The sequence below is a fragment of the Leucobacter chromiireducens subsp. solipictus genome (assembly GCF_016758195.1).
In the GTDB taxonomy this organism is placed as follows: Bacteria; Actinomycetota; Actinomycetes; order Actinomycetales; family Microbacteriaceae; genus Leucobacter; species Leucobacter solipictus.
In genome coordinates, this window is sequence record NZ_QYAC01000005.1 from 383,206 (window position 1) to 398,858 (window position 15,653).

The following is a 15,653-nucleotide window of genomic DNA, read 5'->3' on the forward strand; positions in this document are numbered from 1 at the left end:
CCCACGAACACACACGACGACTGAGCGAAGAGCGAGTAAGGACGACATGAGCACCGAGAACACGACCCCCGCCGCAGAGGCGGGCAACCGCGCAGCCGAGGCCGGATCGCTGTGGGGTGGCCGATTCGCCAGTGGCCCGTCACCGGCGCTTGCCGCGCTCTCGAAGTCGACGCAGTTCGACTGGGTGCTTGCCCCCTACGACATCCTCGGCTCGAAGGCGCACGCGACCGCGCTCGCCGCAGCGGGGTACCTCACTGAGCAGGAACTCGCGGACATGCGCGCAGGCCTCGACGAGCTTGCCGCGCGCGTCGCGGACGGCCGCGCGGTGGCCGCCGAGGAGGACGAGGACGTGCACTCGGCGCTCGAGCGCCTGCTGATCGAGATCGTGGGCGTGCAGCTGGGTGGCAAGCTCCGCGCGGGCCGCAGCCGCAACGACCAGATCGCGACGCTCGTGCGTCTCTACCTGCTCGACCACACCGCCGTGATCCGGGGCATGCTGCTGGATCTGCTCGACGCGATCACCGAGCAGGCGCTGCGCCACCCGGACGCGATCCTCCCGGGCCGCACGCACCTGCAGCACGCGCAGCCGGTGTTGCTCGCGCACCAGCTCGCGGCGCACGCTTGGCCGATCGTGCGGGATCTCGAGCGCCTGCGTGACTGGTCGGCGCGCGCAAGCGCCTCGCCCTACGGTGGGGGCGCGCTTGCCGGTTCCTCGCTCGGGCTCGATCCGCGTCTGGTCGCCGCCGAGCTGGGCCTCGGCGATCCGCTGGAGAACTCGATCGACGGCACCGCGGCGCGCGACGTGGTCGCCGAGTTCGCGTTCATCTGCGCGCAGATCGGGATCGACCTGTCCCGCCTGAGCGAAGAGATCATCATCTGGAACACCAAGGAGTTTGGCTTCGTGCGTCTGCACGACGGCTACTCCACGGGATCGTCGATCATGCCGCAGAAGAAGAACCCGGACATCGCGGAGCTTGCGCGCGGCAAGTCGGGCCGCCTGATCGGCAACCTGACGGGCCTGCTCGCCACGCTCAAGGCGATGCCGCTCGCGTACAATCGCGACCTGCAGGAGGACAAGGAGCCGATCTTCGACTCGGTGGCGCAGCTCGAGGTCCTGCTGCCCGCGTTCGCCGGCATGATCGCGACGATGACGCTGAACACGGAGCGCATGGCCGAGCTCGCCCCGCAGGGCTTCTCGCTCGCGACGGACGTCGCCGAGTGGCTGGTGAAGCAGGGTGTGATCTTCCGCGACGCGCACGAGATCTCCGGCGAACTGGTGCGGTACTGCGAGGAGCGCGGGATCGAGCTGCACGAGCCGAGCGATGCCGAACTCGCGAGCGTGTCCGAGCACCTCACCCCGGGCGTGCGCGAGGTCCTCACCATCGAGGGATCCGTCAAATCCCGCGTGGGCGTCGGCGGCACCGCTCGCGTCCGCGTCGACGAGCAGCTCGCACGCCTCGTGGAGCGCACGGCCGAGTTCCGCGCCTAGCCTCCGGCCTCCGGCCTCCGGCCGCCGGCCGCCGGCCGCCGGGGCCCCGTTGCCCCGGGCCCGTAACCCAGGGCTACGCCTGCACCGACACCGAAGGGTGAGTTGTGGGGCCTTCCTCGAGAGGAAGCCCCCACAACTCACCCTTCGGTGCGTCTGCGGCGCGGGCCCGCCGCTATTCCGCGGCGCGGGGCGCGCTCGCGGCGACCGTGTGGAGCAGCGGGCGGGTGGCGAGCAGGGTGAGGAGCACGATCCCGATCCCGGCGGCGACGGACCCCAGGATCACGGCCAGCGAGAGCGGGGCGAGCACGATCGCCATGCCGAGCAGCGGGAACACGAGCACACCGGCGAGGATCGCGGCGCCGAGAGACGCAAGGAGGAGGGGCAGCAGTGTGGCCTTGCGCCGCGCTGCGTCCTGCATCGCGAGCGGTGCCCCCATCACGTCGATGGAGCGGATGACCTCGGCGCGGTCGAGGATCTGCGCGGCCTGGTTCACGCCCACCGAGCAGGCCACCATGATGAACGAGCCGATCACGGTGATGATGATGCCCGTGGCGATATCGGCGACGGGGAAGGCCTCACCGGCCTCGGCCCCGCCGGTGTCGCCCGGGTCCACCGCGGCGAGGAGCGCGACGCCGGATCCGGCAAACACCGCGACAAAACTCGACATCGCGACGCCAGACACCTGCCGCCAGGCGGCCCGCGGGCCCTCAAGGATCTGGCGTGCGGCGAGGAGGTCGGCGGGCCGCTGAGCGCGTCGCGCCTTCGCCCGGCCGAAGACGCCGAGCAGCCACGCTCCGATGAGGTCGAGCGCCAGCAGTGCGATACCAAACGCGAAGCCCATGGCCCCGATCATCGCGACGATCCCGCCGATGGAACCGAAGCCGTTCAGCACGCTGACGATCCCGGCCGCCACCGCGATCGCGAGCACCGCGAAGATCGCCTGCACCCACGGCAGCTTCGGGGCTTGCTGCTTCAGGGCGACGCCGAGCGGGGAGATGATGACGCGTCGCAGGCTGAGCACCGCGCTCACGGCCGCGATCGCCGTCACTCCGAGCACCACCACGAGGGCGTGCAGCGGCGGCAGGGCGACCCCGGCGGCACCGAGCGCCTCGCCCCGGAACTGGATCAGCCCGACGAGCGGCGCGGCAGCGTAGGCGAGGGCGGCCCCGACGACCGCGCCGCCGAACGCGAGGGCCGATGCCTCGATCACGGCGAGCAACGCCGTCGATCGTGCCGGCATGCCGAGCAAGCGGAGCACCGCGAGTCGGTCGTCGCGCCGCCGCGCGGAGAGCCGGGCGGCCGCGTGGCCGAGCGAGAGCAGCGGAATGATGAGGAGCACGAGGGCGATCACCGCGCAGACCCAATAGAGGGGCGCGAGCTCGTCGGTGTACGACCAGAACGTCTGCGCGCCGCCGAGCACGGTCGCGAGGAGGAGGGTCACGCTCGCGAAGGCGATGATCGGGAGGAGCAGCGCGGCCGAGCCTTGGCGGCTTGGCCGCGAGAGGAGGGGGAGGACGCGGCCGATCATCGCTCGGTCCCCGCGGCCCCCGCGGCGCCGGTGGCCCAGGAATCGGCCACGATCCGGCCGTCGCTCATCGTGACGACGCGGGCGCAGCGCGCGGCAACCTCGGCGTCGTGGGTCACGACCACGAGGCTGCGCCCCTGGCCGACCGTCGACCCGAGGAGCGCGTCCATGACCTCACGGGAGGTTGTGGAGTCGAGCGCGCCGGTCGGTTCGTCGGCGAAGGTGAGGCGCGCGCCAGTGATCTGGGAGCGCGCGATCGCCACCCGCTGCGCCTGCCCGCCCGAGAGCTGGCCGATCCGGCGCTCCTCCATGCCGCCCAGGCCGAGCGCCGCGAGCCACTGCGCGGCGGGCGCGAGGGCGTCGCGCTTCGAGACGCCGGTGAGCATCAGCGCGAGTGCCACGTTTTCGACGGCGGTGAGCTCCGGGATGAGGAGCCCCTGCTGGAAGACGAAGCCAAAGTGTTCGCGGCGGAGGCGACTGCGTTCCGCGTCGGACAGCTGCGAGATCACGGCACCGGCGTACCCGACGGTGCCGGCCTGCGGCACCGTGATGCCGGCGAGGGTGTGCAGCAGCGTGGTCTTGCCGGATCCCGACGCACCCATGATCGCGGTCGATGAGCCGGTGAACAGATCGAGGGAGACCCCGTCGAGGGCGCGCGTGGGCCCGTAGTGCTGACTGAGAGCGGTGGCGCGAAGCAGTAATTCGGACATGCTTCAAGTGTCTGCCGCGCAGGGCCGCGACGGATCGGCCCGCGGTGCTGGGCAGCTGGTACCTGAGTCCCCTCCGCGGATGGTGCTCGGGTACGAGGGGGAGGTCGGTCCGGCCGCGGCGCACCGCGCGCCGCCGAACCCGAGTACGATGGCAGGCGTGTCTGAAACGAATGCTCGCACCCAGATCCTGGCAACCCAGCGCAACGACGACAGCTTCTCCACTCTGTGGGAAGAGCTCGAGTGGCGTGGGCTGATCCACGTCTCGACGGACGCTACGGCGCTGTCTGAACTGATCGAGGGCGAGCCGTTTGCGTATTACTGCGGCTTCGATCCGACGGCCCCCAGCCTGCACCTCGGCCACCTGGTGCAGCTCCTGCTCATGCGCCGGCTGCAGCTGAAGGGGCACAAACCGCTCGGCCTCGTCGGGGGGTCGACGGGCCTGATCGGCGATCCGCGCCCCACCTCGGAGCGCACCCTGAACTCCCGTGAGACCGTGGCGCAGTGGGTGGATTCGCTGCGCGAGCAGATCTCCCGCTACCTCAGCTTCGAGGGCGACAACGCGGCCCGCTTCGTGAACAACCTCGACTGGACGGCACCGCTCAGCGCGATCGACTTCCTGCGCGAAATCGGCAAGCACTTCCGCGTCGGCACAATGATCAAGAAGGACATCGTCGCGAAGCGCCTGAACTCGGACGAGGGCATCAGCTACACGGAGTTCAGCTACCAGATCCTGCAGGGACTCGACTTCCTCGAGCTCTACCGCCAGTACGACTGCAAGCTGCAGTCGGGCGGCAGCGACCAGTGGGGCAACCTCACGAGCGGCACGGAGCTGATCCGCAAGGCCGAGGGCGGCACCGCCCACGCGATCGGCACCCCGCTGATCACGAACTCGGACGGCACCAAGTTCGGCAAGAGCGAGGGCAACGCGATCTGGCTGAACCCGGAGATGTGCTCCCCGTACACCTTCTACCAGTTCTGGCTCAACCAGGCGGACGCGGACGTGGCGGATCGCCTGCGCGTGTTCACGTTCCTGTCCCGCGAGGAGATCGCGGACTACGAACGTCAGGTCGCCGAGGAGCCGTTCAAGCGCGCGGCGCAGAAGCGGCTCGCGCTCGAGGTGACGACGCTGGTGCACGGTGCCGAGGCGACGCAGGGCGCGATCGATGCCTCCGAGGCCCTCTTCGGCCGCGGCGACCTTACGGCGCTCGACGAGCTGACGCTCGCGGGCGCGATCGAGGCGCTGCCGCAGGCCCCGGGTGCCGCGGGTGCCGCCATCGCGCAGCTCATGGTCGACACGGAGCTCGTGAAGAGCCTCGGCGAGGCCCGCCGGGCCATCGCGCAGGGCGGCGTCTACGTGAACAACGTTGCGGTCACCTCGGAGGATCAGGCGCTCACCGCCGACGATCTGCTGCACGGAAAGTTCGCGGTGCTTCGCCGCGGCAAGAAGACGCTCGCGGGCATCACCGCGTAACTCGCGCCGCACGCACCACACGCAGGGCCGGATCCCGGAGACGGGGCCCGGCCCTGCGTCGTGTGCGGCACCCTGCATGGTGAGATCCTCCAGCCCCACGCCCGGATCGAACGGTGTGCTGAGCGGGAGTTCACAATCGCCGCGGTCGGCGGTGCCCGGCCTGATAGCTTCGGCAGCTATGAGCACACGCCCCCAGCGCCGGTGGCTGCGACGCAGCATCCTCGGCCTCGTGATTGTCCTGGTCCTCGCCGCAGTGGCCTTCTTCGTCTTTGCCCCCGGCATCGTGGAACGCAGCATGAACGAGGTCACGGGGGATCCCATTCCTGAGGTGTCCGCGGAGGCGCGGGAGCTGCATGGGGAACTCGCGGTGGCGGATCTGCACTCCGACACGCTGATGTGGGATCGCTCGCTGAACACGCGGGCGGATCGCGGGCACGTGGATCTGCCGCGATTGCAGGACGGCAACGTCGCCCTGCAGGTGTTCTCCTCCGTCTCGAAGTCCCCGAAGGGACAGAACTACGAATCCAACACGGACGAGACGGACAACATCACGCTCCTCACCTTCGCCCAGCTGCAGCCGCCGAAGACGTGGACCTCGCTGCTCGAACGGTCCCGCTTCCACGCGCACAAGCTGCACGCCGACGCCGCCGCATCGGACGGGGCGTTGCGGGTGGTCGAGACGCGCGACGATCTCGCGCAGCTGCTCGCGGATCGGCAGGCCGGCGATCCGGTCGTCGGCGGCCTGTTCTCCGCGGAGGGGCTGCAGAACCTCGAGGGAGATCTCGACAACCTGAATGTGCTGTTCGCCGACGGCATGCGGATGGCGGGACTGACGCACTTCTTCGACAACGATCTTGCCGGATCGATGCACGGCGTCGAGCAGGGCGGGCTGACCCCGCTGGGGCGCGACGCCATCGCGAAGATGGAGGATCTCGGCATCGTGGTCGACCTGGCGCACGCGAGCCATGACACGGTCGCGGAGATCCTGGACATGGCGACGAAGCCGGTGGTGTCGAGCCACGGGGGCGTGCAGGCCACGTGTGACGTGAACCGGAACCTCACCGACGCCGAGATCCGCGGCATTGCCGCCACCGGCGGCGTGGTGGGCATTGGCTACTGGGACGCGGCGGTGTGCGAGCTGACCCCGGCCGCGGTCGCGGACGCGATCGAGCACGTCATCGAGGTGGGCGGGATCGAGACCGCCGCGCTCGGCAGTGACTACGACGGTTCGACCGAGGTCGCCTGGGATACCAGCGAGCTCGCGATCCTCACCCAGGAGCTGCTGGATCGCGGCCGCACGCCGGACGAGATCCGGGCGATCATGGGCGGAAACACCCTCCGGGTGCTCGCCGAAACGCTCCCCGCGGCCTAGACGCCCAACTGCATAAACGTCCGGGATCGGGACGCGCGCGCAGTTCCGGGCCGCCGGCACCCGCCGAAAGCTGCGCAGCCGGAGCGCGGCGGAACGGAACGCGTGCGGCCGGGCCGAGGCCCGGGTCCCGGGTCCGGGGCTGCCCGGGATCCCGGGCTAGGATCGGGGCAACGCGGCGCATTCGCGCCCGTGTTCGCCACGCATCCCGGAGGAGCGCGTCATGAAGATCGCCCTGCTGCAAGCCGCCGCCACCCCGCTCGCTCCGGCGGCGAACCTCGCCGCGCTGCGCGAGGCTGCGGCGACGGCCCGGGCGGCAGGGGCCGAGCTGATCCTCACCCCGGAGCTGTTCCTCAGCGGCTACGCGCCGCGCGAGCTCGCCGAGTGGCTCACGCCGGAGCGGGTCGCCGGCATCCCCGATGCGACCGCCGCCATCGCGCGGGACGCGGGGATCGCGATCGCCGCGAGTTTCCCGCTCGCCCGCGCCGACGGAACGTTCGCCATCGCCGCGGAGCTGTGGGACGCCAGCGGTGCGTCGGTGCTGCGCTACGAGAAGGTGCATCTGTGGGGCGAGCTTGAGCCGCTCGCGTTCACGCCGAGCACCGCGGCGCCCGCTGTCGCGGCGTGGAATGGGCGCAGTGTCGGGTTCCAGATCTGCTACGACATCGAGTTCCCGGAGCCCGCCCGCGCGCTCGCGGCCCGCGGCGTCGACCTGCTGCTCGTGCCGACCGCGATCGACGGACACTCCGCGTACGTGCCGGAGTTGCTGATCCGGGCCCGCGCCGCAGAGAACGCCCTCGTGGTGGCCTACGCGGATCACGCCGGCCAGGCCGAGCCGAGCGCCGATCCGGCGGCCGATTTCACCGGGCTGAGCACGGTCGCGGGCCGCGAGGGCCGGGTGCTCGCCGTTGCGGGCCGCACCGCAGAGCTGCTGCTTGCTGAGCTTCCGGACGTCACGCCGGTCGCCGCGGGCGAGGCGAACTACCTGCGCGACCGGCGTCCGGACGTCTACGCGAGCTGGGCCTGAGCCGCCGCTGGCCATGTCGACCGAGGGGAGCCCCGATGAGTGCACACGAGATGATCACCGTCGCGGGGCTGCTCGCGGTCGGACTCCTGCTGTGCACGGTGGGGATCGCGGATCGTCGCCGCCGTCACCGGTCAGGTCGTCACCGATCCAGGGCCCGCTCCGCGATGGGCGGGGTGCTTGGCGCCTTCGATGACGCGTTTCGTCCGGAGGCCGCCCGGGCGGCGGAGATCCGCGAGGTGCAGCGGGAGCTGCCCGCGGAGGCCTCGGTTCCCGGGGAACCACCGTTCCCGGCGAATCGCATCACGATCGAGGTGCGGCGGAGCGGGCGCTATCGCGTGGACCCGCGATAATCCGGTCGCCCTCGCCGTACTGTTCCTTGAGGATCCGGAGATTCGCCCACGACTCGATCCGGGCGATCTCCGGAAATGAACGGAGGCGGTCGGCGAGCGCGAGCACGTCGTCGTTGCGTTCCCCGGAGAGCGTGGCGATCAGGTCGTACCCGCCGACGGCGACCGCGAGGAACTCGGGGTCGAGCTCCCGCACCCGCGCGAGGGCTTCGGCGACGGGGCCGGTGACCTGGATGCCGACCCCGAGCGTCGGGGCCTCGGGCAGGTTGCCGCGCACCGGGATGCCCACGACCTTCACCGCGCCGCGATCCATCAGCCGTTTCAGCCGGAGGCGGGCCCCGCTGGGGGAGACGCCCGCCGCATCCCCGAGCTCGCGGAACGACGCGCGCCCGTCCTGTTGCAGATGCTGCACGATCGCGCGATCCGCGTCGTCGACCTCGAGCCCGACCCCGCCGGTGCGGATCGGGGAGTAGAGGTTGACCTCGATGCTCTCATACAGGTGCATGCGGATCTCCCGGACGTGGGGGAGCGAGCGGATGCCGTCGACGGTGGCTTGCAGATGCGGGTCCGCGCCGACCCGGATCTCGGCGTCGATGGCGTAGTTCCCGCTGATCTCCGCGACGAAGGTGGTCTCGGGGAGCGCGATGAGCGCCGCGCGCGCGGCGGCGATGGGCCCGTCCACGGCGATCTGGAGGTAGGCGAAGCGTTCGTGGCCGAGCAGGTCCGGACTGATCGACACGGTGATCCGCAGAAGCCCCTGCTCGAGCGCCGTGTGCACGATCTGTGTCACCTGACGCCGGGTCGTGCCGTGCCGCTCGGCGATCCGTGCGTAGCTCGCGCGCCCATCGTCGCGGAGCTCGGCGAGGACGCGGGCCCGCAGCTCCTCCGGCGTTGCCGGATGCGGGCGGTCGGCACCAAACTGCTCGGGAGTCATAGTGCAATTGTGCACGAGAATCGGTGATTTCGTGGAAAACGGTCCCGGATGGGCGATGTGGTGTGCGAATGTGCAGAATGTGGTCACGGCGGCTGCTCAGTCGTTTGTATCCCGCGAGATGTCTGCTTAGGCTTGCTCCGAATTGCCCGTAGAGACGCGGGAACAACAGGAGGTCGGACCCAGATGTCTGAAGACACTTTGCTTGAACAGGAGCTCGATCGGCGACTCGCCATCATCGAGGCCGAAGAACTCGATGATCCCGTGCACGCCGCGCTGAGCGGGCGCAGCCTCGCGCTGTTCCTCGCCGTCGCGGCGGGCATCGTTGTCGCAGCCGTGATCGGAGTCGCACTGTGAGCGCGCGGTCGGAGCGCGCGGGCGGTGCGGTCGACGCCGAGGTCACGAAGGAGGCGACCTACGGCTCCCTCCCGCTGCTCAAGAGCGAGCGCACGTGGAGCGCCGGCGATTTCAGCTGGGTCACCCTGAGCCTCGCGATCGCCACCTGGGCGTTCCTCACCGGCGGCTCCACCGTGCTGCTCGTCGGCTTCACCGACGGGATCGCCGCGATGCTGATCGGCAACAGCATCGGCCTCGCCATCATGGCCCTCGGCAGCGTCGTGCTGAGCCAGCGCCTTGGCGTCGAGCAGTACCGCGCGCTGAAGTCGGTGTTCGGGATCGTCGGCGTCGGGATCGTGGTGTTCGTGGTGGTGCTGCTCACCGAGATGGGCTGGTCCTCGCTCCTCGGTGTGATGTTCGGGCGCGCGTTCAGTGAGATCTCGAACCAGGCCTTCGGCACCTCGTTTGATCAGTTCGGTCCGCTCGTCACGGTGTTCGCCCTGCTCGCGATCTTCGTCGGCTGGATCATCCTGTCCCGCGGCCCGATCACGATCAGCAAGCTCAACCGCTTCGTGGCACCCGGCCTCCTCGTGGTGGTCGCGCTGATGATGGTGCTCCTGATGTCGAACTACTCGTGGGGGGACCTGCTCGCCGCCGAGCCGATCGCGCCGTTCCCGGACGAGCAGCTGAACTTCATGATGGCTGTCGAGTTCAACCTCGGTGCCGGGCTGTCCTGGTGGCCCGTCATGGGGACGCTCTCCCGGCTGACGCGCGGCCCGCGCGCCGCGCTCTGGCCCGCCTACGGCGGCATCTTCATCGGCACGGTCGTCGCCCAGCTGGTTGGCATGGCGGCTGGCCTGATGTTCGGTGAGGCCGATCCGACGTCCTGGATGGTCCCTCTGGGCGGACCGATCCTCGGCGTCCTCACCCTGCTCTTTGTCGGCTTTGCGAACGTGACGAGCATGGCGTCGATCGCGTACTCGACGGTGCTGGCCGTGAAGCAGTCGAGCGGTCGGGCGCTGTCGCGCCTGCGCTGGCCGGTGCTCGCGGCCGCGTTCCTCGCGCTGCCGGCGGTGCTCAGCTTCTTCCCCGCGTTCATGTACGAGCAGTTCATGACCTTCGTGGTGATCAGCGGCGCGTTCATCGCGGCCCTGTGCGGCGTGATCATCGCGGACTACTTCATCCTGCGCCGCCAGGTGGTTCCGCTGCGCGCGCTCTACGCGAGCGGGGCGGAGGATCCGCTGCGCTTCACCGGCGGCGTGAACATCGCGGCCCTCGCCTCGGTGGCGATCGCGTCCGCGTTCTACCTCTGGGTGTACAACCCGATCACGCTCGAGACGCAGACCCTCTTCAGCTTCGCGACCGCGACGGTCCCCGCCGTGCTGATCGCGATGGTGTGCCACGTGATCCTCAGCCACCTGCTCTACGTGCGCCGCGGCCGCGGCGCGTACGGCCAGCCTGATCTGTTCGCGGCCGCCGGAAGGAAGTAAGACCCATGACAGGACCCATCGAAGTGCGGGCGGCCGTCTACCGCGGCGACAACGGCGACCGGCTCGCCGTCGAGCAGCTGCAGTTGCAGGCACCGCAGCACGGCGAGGTGCGCGTGCGCGTCCGCGCCGCCGGCGTGTGCGGCTCTGACCGGCACGTGATTGATGGCGAGTGGCAGGTTCCCCTCCCCGCCGTCATGGGGCACGAGGCGGCCGGCGTGGTCGAGGCGATCGGTGCGGGCGTGCGTGAGCTCGAGGTCGGCGACCACGTGATCATCGCCTGGCATCAGGCGTGCCAGCGCTGCGCGGAGTGCACGGGCGGAAAGCCGTGGGCCTGCACCCGGGTCCTGTCGAACGATTCGCTGCTTCCCGACGGGACGACGCGATGGAGCACGGCGGACGGCGTCGAGGCGTGGCCGTATCTCGCCGTCGGGGCGATGAGCGAGCGCATCGTGGTGCCCGACTTCGCGGCGATCCGTGTGGATGAGCGCGTCCCGTTCGACGTCGCGAGCCTCATCGGCTGCTCGGTCGGTACGGGGTACGGGGCCGTGGTGAACAACGCCCGCGTGGTGGCCGGCGAGTCCGCGGTGGTCGTCGGTGCCGGGGGCGTGGGGATGTCGATCATCGCCGCGCTGCGGCTGGCGGGAGCCTCCCCGATCATCGCGGTCGATGTCACCGAGGCGAAACTTGAGGAGGCGATGCGCGCGGGTGCCTCCCACGGCCTGCTGGGTGGGCCGGATCTGGCCGCGCAGGTGTCGGAGCTCACCGGCGGCGGGGCGGACGCCGCCTTCGAAGCGATCGGGCGGGTGGCGACCATGGAGCAGCTGCCCGGCCTGATCCGGCCCGGCGGCCGCGCCGTGTTCGTGGGGCTGCCGCCCGAGGGGCAGGAGCTCCGCATCGACGGGCTGCAGCTCGCCTACGACGGCAAGACGATCATCGGCTCGAACTACGGCGGGCTTGTCCCGGCGCGCGATTTCCCGCGCGTGGCCGACGCGTACCTCGCGGGGAAGCTCCCGCTCGACGAGATGATCAGCTCGCGCGTCCCGCTCGCCGAGGTGAACGAGGCGTTCGACGCGATGCGTCGCGGGGAACGCACCCGCACCGTGATCGTGTTCGACGAGGATCCGGCGGCCTAGCCGGCCGCCACGAAGACCCCGCGGCAGCGCGTCTGGCGGCGGATCCGGCGGCTGCATCCGCCGATCACGCCCGGGTCGGCGCGGCCGCGGCAGCGGGGCAGGCCGACTAGCTCGAGCCGCTCCACGCGGCGGGCACGAGAATCCACACCATCTCGGCGCCCGCCGCCCCCGCGCTCCACGTGTGCGGGGTAATCCCGGGGAAGGTCACCGTGTCTCCCGCCTCGAGCCGGGCCTGCCGGTCCGCGAAGCTGACGGTGACCTCCCCGGAAATCACGTGCAGGGATTCGACGGCGCAACTGACGGTGTAGAGCTCCTCGCCGCCGCTGCCGTGGGGCTCCACGGTCGAGCGGAGCACTTGCACGCGCTCCTCCGCCCGCGGCGTGACCAGGCGCTCGTCGGCACCGACGCCACCCATGTTGATACGGGGTGCCGTGTCGAGGGTGACGTGCTGCACGTCCGGTTCCTCGAAGAGCGCGCCCACCGGCAGCGAGAGCGCGTGGCAGATCTGCACCAGCGTGGGCACGCTGGGCATCGTGTCGTCGCGCTCGATCCGGCTGAGGAAGCCCTTGGTGAGGCCCGACGCCTGCGCGAGCTGCTCGAGCGTCAGCCCCTGGGCCACGCGCGAGGAGCGCAGCTTCGCGCCGATCCGGACGGTGTCGGTGTCAGAGCTCAGGTGGATTGCGCGCACGGCGTGCCTTTCTGGGGTGTGTCCGCTGCGCGACATTGACCGCGCGGCGGCATCAGCCTATAGTGAAGTCAAGTTCACCGTTAGAACTCACTTGTTTACTCTCAGGAAACTTTACCCGAGAATTGACCCGAAAGGAACGTGGAAACGTGACGGATCACACTCCCCAGGGGCCGGTCGACGCCAGCCTGACCCCGCGCTACGCCGGCATCGCGACGTTCGCCAAGCTGCCGCGCATCGAGGACGTCCCGGCCGCGGACATCGCGGTCGTCGGTGTTCCCTTCGACACGGGCGTGAGCTTCCGCCCCGGCGCGCGCTTCGGCCCGTCGCACGTGCGCGAGGCGTCGCGCCTGCTGCGCCCCTACAACCCGGCGCAGGACGTCTCCCCGTTCAACGTGAAGCAGGTCGTCGACGCCGGTGACATCGTGGCGAACCCCTTCAACCTCGACGAGGCCGTCAAGCAGGTCGAGGACGCCGCGACCGAGCTCGGCGAAAAGGTCGACAAGATCGTCACCGTCGGTGGCGACCACACGATCGCCCTCCCGCTGCTGCGCGCCATCAACAAGAAGCACGGCCCGGTCGCCGTGCTCCACTTCGACGCGCACCTCGACACCTGGGACACCTACTTCGGTGCGCCCACCACGCACGGCACCCCGTTCCGCCGCGCCTCCGAGGAAGGACTGATCGACCTCACCGCCAGCATGCACGGCGGCACCCGCGGCCCGCTCTACGGCAAGGAAGACCTCGAGGACGACCAGAAGCTCGGCTTCCAGATCGTCACCTCGGAGTTCATCGAGGAGAACGGGATCCCCGCGGCGCTCGAGAAGATCCGCGCACGCGTGGGCGACAAGCCCCTCTACATCTCCATCGACATCGACGTGCTGGATCCCTCGCACGCCCCCGGCACCGGCACGCCGGAGGCCGGTGGCCTCACGAGCCGCGAGATGCTCCGCCTGATCCGCGGCCTCGCGGACCTGCACATCGTGGGTGCCGACGTGGTCGAGGTGGCACCCGCCTACGACCACGCGCAGATCACCGCGATCGCCGCGAGCCACGTTGTGTACGAGCTCGTCAGTGCGATGGCCGCGCGCGACTAATCCTCGCTGCACACATCGAGCAGGGGGCGCACTCCGGGACACCGGGGTGCGTCCCCTGCGGCGTATGAGCGGTGCGCCCGCTGTGGGCGTATGAGCGGTGCACCCGTGCGGCGTTCGCGCGGTTTTCGCTCGGTTTTCGCTCGGTTTTCGCGCGGTGTTCGCGCGGTGCGCCCCTGTGGGGGTTGAGCCAGGCGGGCTCTGGTGAATGTGTGGGGCACGCTCGCGGGAATGACTGCTGCGCGGGCTGCGGTCGTACCGTAGCGTGGGGGCATGTACGTCGTAGACCTGAGCATGCCGCTGCGGAGCGGCATGTCGGTCTATCCCGGAGACCCGAACGTGTGCATTGATCCCGCCCTCTCGATCGAGGGGGAAGGGGTCGCCGTCTCGGCGCTGTCCCTGGGCTCGCACAGCGGGACCCACCTCGATGCGCCCGCGCATCTCATCCCGGGCGGACCGACGCTCTCCGAGATCCCGCTCGAGTGGCTGGTCGGCCCCGCCGTGGTCTTGCGGGTTCGCGATCCCCGGGACGATGTGCGCCTGGGAGCGGCGGACATCGAGGGTGGGCTGCCGCCCACGCTCCCCATGATCGTGTGCATCGCTACCGGGTGGGACGCGCTGGCCGGCGACGAACGGATGTTCCGCCACCCCTATCTCTCCGGTGAGCTCGCCGCCGAACTCTGGGATCGCGGGGCCCGCGTCCTGTGCGTCGACACGCTCAGCCCGGACCAGACCCTGCCCCCAGGCGAGGTACCCCCGATGCCGGGTGCCGGTGCGGCTGCCGCCGACACCGTGTTTGCCGCCGACGTGGCTGCCGCCGACGCCGCCGCCGCTGCTGCCGCCGCCGCTGCTGCCGCCGCCGCTGCTGCCGCCGCCGCTGCTGCCGCCGCCGATGCGGCCGACGCCGCCGACGTCGGTGCCGCTGGTGCCGCCGATGCCGAGGCCGCTAACGCCGACCCGGCGGGCGTCGATGCGCCTGTTGCGGATGTCGCGGCTGTTGACGTCGAGGCAGGCAGTGACAATGCCGTCCTGGCGGCTTCCGAAACTCAGGCGGCAATCGCGGTGCACCAGTTCTGGCTGGGCCGCGGGGGAGTGATCGTGGAGAACCTGGTGGGTCTGGACCGCGTCCCCAATCAAGTGGAGCTCTCCTTGTTGCCCCTCCCCATTGCCGAAGGCGACGGTGCACCGATCCGTGCTGTCGCGTTCCTGCCCTCGCCGGAGCCTGATCCCCACCCGTAGCTCCTGCTCCGAGCGGCCGCCGCCGAGCAGGAGCCCGCGCCCCGCGTGTGCGGTCCTTCCCGCTACCGGCCCGCTGCCCGCCCCTGCCGAACTCGGCCGGCCCGCTGTCGCCGCGGCCGGCGACGAGCGCTCCTCGTACCCGAGGCTTTTTATCTAGAGCGAGTCGTTTTCGAACGTATTTGGCTCGTGTTGGCGAAATGTCCTCGGTTTTGGTGTGTGTCGTCGCGTGTGCGGGGCACTTCCCGGGGCGGTGTGCTCGACGGGTAGTGCCGAGGCAGTGTCGGTGGCCTACGGGCTTGCACGCACCACCTGCATCCGCTCCGCCGTCACGGTGTGCGCCGTACCCGAGGCTTTTTATCTGGAGTGAGTGGTTTTCGGGCGTATTTGGGTCGTGCCCGCGAGTTTGGCTTGGTGGGGTGGGTGTTTGGGGTGGTGGCGCGCCCGGGTTGTGGGGTGTGGGGCCGGGTTTGGGGCGGGTTGTGGTGGGTGGGGTGGTGTGGGGGTGTGGGTGGGGTGTGGGGGGATTTGGCGGAATCATGCGGGGGCGCGCCCGAGATACGGGCCGGTGTTGCGGGTGGGTGGGATTGTGCGTAATGTATTCCCTTGTCAGCGCAACGCAGCCGGGCAGCGAGGCAGAAGCCAAGCGGTCCGGCCAGTTGGAATGCGCAGCGAGCACAGGATCTGTGCTAAGCTAGACAGGTTGCCGTTCGGAAGGGCCTTTTCGGGTTCTACGGGTGGTGTCTGGTCTTTGAGAACTCAATAGTGTGCACTTTAATTGTCAAATGCCAATTATTTAATCCCGTCGCC

The 15,653-nt window shown here is 70.1% G+C and carries 14 protein-coding genes; 10 read left to right on the forward strand and 4 right to left on the reverse strand.

Annotation, left to right across the window (positions count from 1 at the left end):
- Nucleotides 1-46 precede the first annotated feature (46 nt).
- The gene (gene argH, locus D3230_RS11345) at nt 47-1,489 is read left to right on the forward strand and encodes an argininosuccinate lyase (protein WP_202345141.1); all 1,443 of its coding nucleotides are present in this window, start codon (nt 47-49) and stop codon (nt 1,487-1,489) included.
- Nucleotides 1,490-1,661: 172 nt separating this feature from the next.
- Here the strand turns inward: argH and D3230_RS11350 are convergent, their stop codons facing one another.
- Nucleotides 1,662-3,017 (reverse strand): FtsX-like permease family protein, encoded by a 1,356-nt coding sequence (locus tag D3230_RS11350; RefSeq protein ID WP_202345142.1) that lies wholly within the window; start codon nt 3,015-3,017, stop codon nt 1,662-1,664.
- Nucleotides 3,014-3,724 (reverse strand): ABC transporter ATP-binding protein, encoded by a 711-nt coding sequence (locus tag D3230_RS11355; RefSeq protein WP_202345143.1) that lies wholly within the window; start codon nt 3,722-3,724, stop codon nt 3,014-3,016. Before D3230_RS11355 ends, D3230_RS11350 begins: the two co-directional genes overlap by 4 nt.
- A 148-nt stretch (nt 3,725-3,872) precedes the next feature.
- Here D3230_RS11355 and tyrS point away from each other — a divergent pair, with 148 nt between their 5' ends.
- The 4 genes from tyrS (at nt 3,873) to D3230_RS11375 (ending at nt 7,941) form a co-directional block, all read left to right on the forward strand.
- Nucleotides 3,873-5,195, forward strand: a complete 1,323-nt coding sequence (tyrS, locus tag D3230_RS11360) for a tyrosine--tRNA ligase (protein ID WP_202345177.1) — start codon at nt 3,873-3,875, stop codon at nt 5,193-5,195.
- Nucleotides 5,196-5,373: 178 nt separating this feature from the next.
- Nucleotides 5,374-6,567: a dipeptidase gene (locus D3230_RS11365; protein WP_202345144.1), complete on the forward strand. Its 1,194-nt coding sequence runs from the start codon at nt 5,374-5,376 to the stop codon at nt 6,565-6,567.
- A gap of 220 nt (nt 6,568-6,787) precedes the next feature.
- Nucleotides 6,788-7,591, forward strand: a complete 804-nt coding sequence (locus D3230_RS11370) for a nitrilase-related carbon-nitrogen hydrolase (protein WP_202345145.1) — start codon at nt 6,788-6,790, stop codon at nt 7,589-7,591.
- A gap of 35 nt (nt 7,592-7,626) precedes the next feature.
- Entirely contained in the window at nt 7,627-7,941 is a 315-nt protein-coding gene (locus tag D3230_RS11375; RefSeq protein WP_202345146.1) for a hypothetical protein, read from the forward strand.
- Here the strand turns inward: D3230_RS11375 and D3230_RS11380 are convergent.
- Nucleotides 7,892-8,872, reverse strand: coding sequence for an Lrp/AsnC family transcriptional regulator (locus D3230_RS11380; protein ID WP_202345147.1), 981 nt, complete (start codon nt 8,870-8,872; stop codon nt 7,892-7,894). The genes D3230_RS11375 and D3230_RS11380 overlap by 50 nt on opposite strands.
- Before the next feature lie 183 nt (nt 8,873-9,055).
- Between D3230_RS11380 and D3230_RS11385 the strand changes: the two genes are divergently transcribed.
- The 3 genes from D3230_RS11385 to D3230_RS11395 are packed head-to-tail and all read left to right on the forward strand — an operon-like array spanning nt 9,056 to nt 11,828.
- Nucleotides 9,056-9,226: a hypothetical protein gene (locus D3230_RS11385; protein ID WP_202345148.1), complete on the forward strand. Its 171-nt coding sequence runs from the start codon at nt 9,056-9,058 to the stop codon at nt 9,224-9,226.
- Nucleotides 9,223-10,695, forward strand: coding sequence for a cytosine permease (locus D3230_RS11390; RefSeq protein ID WP_202345149.1), 1,473 nt, complete (start codon nt 9,223-9,225; stop codon nt 10,693-10,695). The genes D3230_RS11385 and D3230_RS11390 overlap by 4 nt, the downstream gene beginning before the upstream one ends.
- Nucleotides 10,696-10,700: 5 nt before the next feature.
- Nucleotides 10,701-11,828, forward strand: coding sequence for an alcohol dehydrogenase catalytic domain-containing protein (locus D3230_RS11395; RefSeq protein WP_202345150.1), 1,128 nt, complete (start codon nt 10,701-10,703; stop codon nt 11,826-11,828).
- A gap of 106 nt (nt 11,829-11,934) precedes the next feature.
- Here the strand turns inward: D3230_RS11395 and D3230_RS11400 are convergent, their stop codons facing one another.
- Nucleotides 11,935-12,516 (reverse strand): helix-turn-helix domain-containing protein, encoded by a 582-nt coding sequence (locus D3230_RS11400; RefSeq protein WP_202345151.1) that lies wholly within the window; start codon nt 12,514-12,516, stop codon nt 11,935-11,937.
- 146 nt (nt 12,517-12,662) lie between these two features.
- Between D3230_RS11400 and speB the strand changes: the two genes are divergently transcribed.
- Entirely contained in the window at nt 12,663-13,610 is a 948-nt protein-coding gene (speB, locus tag D3230_RS11405) for an agmatinase (protein WP_202345152.1), read from the forward strand.
- 270 nt (nt 13,611-13,880) lie between these two features.
- A complete protein-coding gene (locus D3230_RS11410; protein WP_202345153.1) occupies nt 13,881-14,846 on the forward strand; it encodes a cyclase family protein in 966 nt (321 codons plus the stop codon).
- Nucleotides 14,847-15,653 lie beyond the last annotated feature (807 nt).

Coding starts and splice junctions, on each gene's coding strand:
- argH (WP_202345141.1), top strand. CDS start 47: ATGAGCACCGAGAACACGACCCCCGCCGCAGAGGCGGGCAACCGCGCA.
- D3230_RS11350 (WP_202345142.1), bottom strand. CDS start 3,017: ATGATCGGCCGCGTCCTCCCCCTCCTCTCGCGGCCAAGCCGCCAAGGC.
- D3230_RS11355 (WP_202345143.1), bottom strand. CDS start 3,724: ATGTCCGAATTACTGCTTCGCGCCACCGCTCTCAGTCAGCACTACGGG.
- tyrS (WP_202345177.1), top strand. CDS start 3,873: ATGGCAGGCGTGTCTGAAACGAATGCTCGCACCCAGATCCTGGCAACC.
- D3230_RS11365 (WP_202345144.1), top strand. CDS start 5,374: ATGAGCACACGCCCCCAGCGCCGGTGGCTGCGACGCAGCATCCTCGGC.
- D3230_RS11370 (WP_202345145.1), top strand. CDS start 6,788: ATGAAGATCGCCCTGCTGCAAGCCGCCGCCACCCCGCTCGCTCCGGCG.
- D3230_RS11375 (WP_202345146.1), top strand. CDS start 7,627: ATGAGTGCACACGAGATGATCACCGTCGCGGGGCTGCTCGCGGTCGGA.
- D3230_RS11380 (WP_202345147.1), bottom strand. CDS start 8,872: ATGACTCCCGAGCAGTTTGGTGCCGACCGCCCGCATCCGGCAACGCCG.
- D3230_RS11385 (WP_202345148.1), top strand. CDS start 9,056: ATGTCTGAAGACACTTTGCTTGAACAGGAGCTCGATCGGCGACTCGCC.
- D3230_RS11395 (WP_202345150.1), top strand. CDS start 10,701: ATGACAGGACCCATCGAAGTGCGGGCGGCCGTCTACCGCGGCGACAAC.
- D3230_RS11410 (WP_202345153.1), top strand. CDS start 13,881: ATGTACGTCGTAGACCTGAGCATGCCGCTGCGGAGCGGCATGTCGGTC.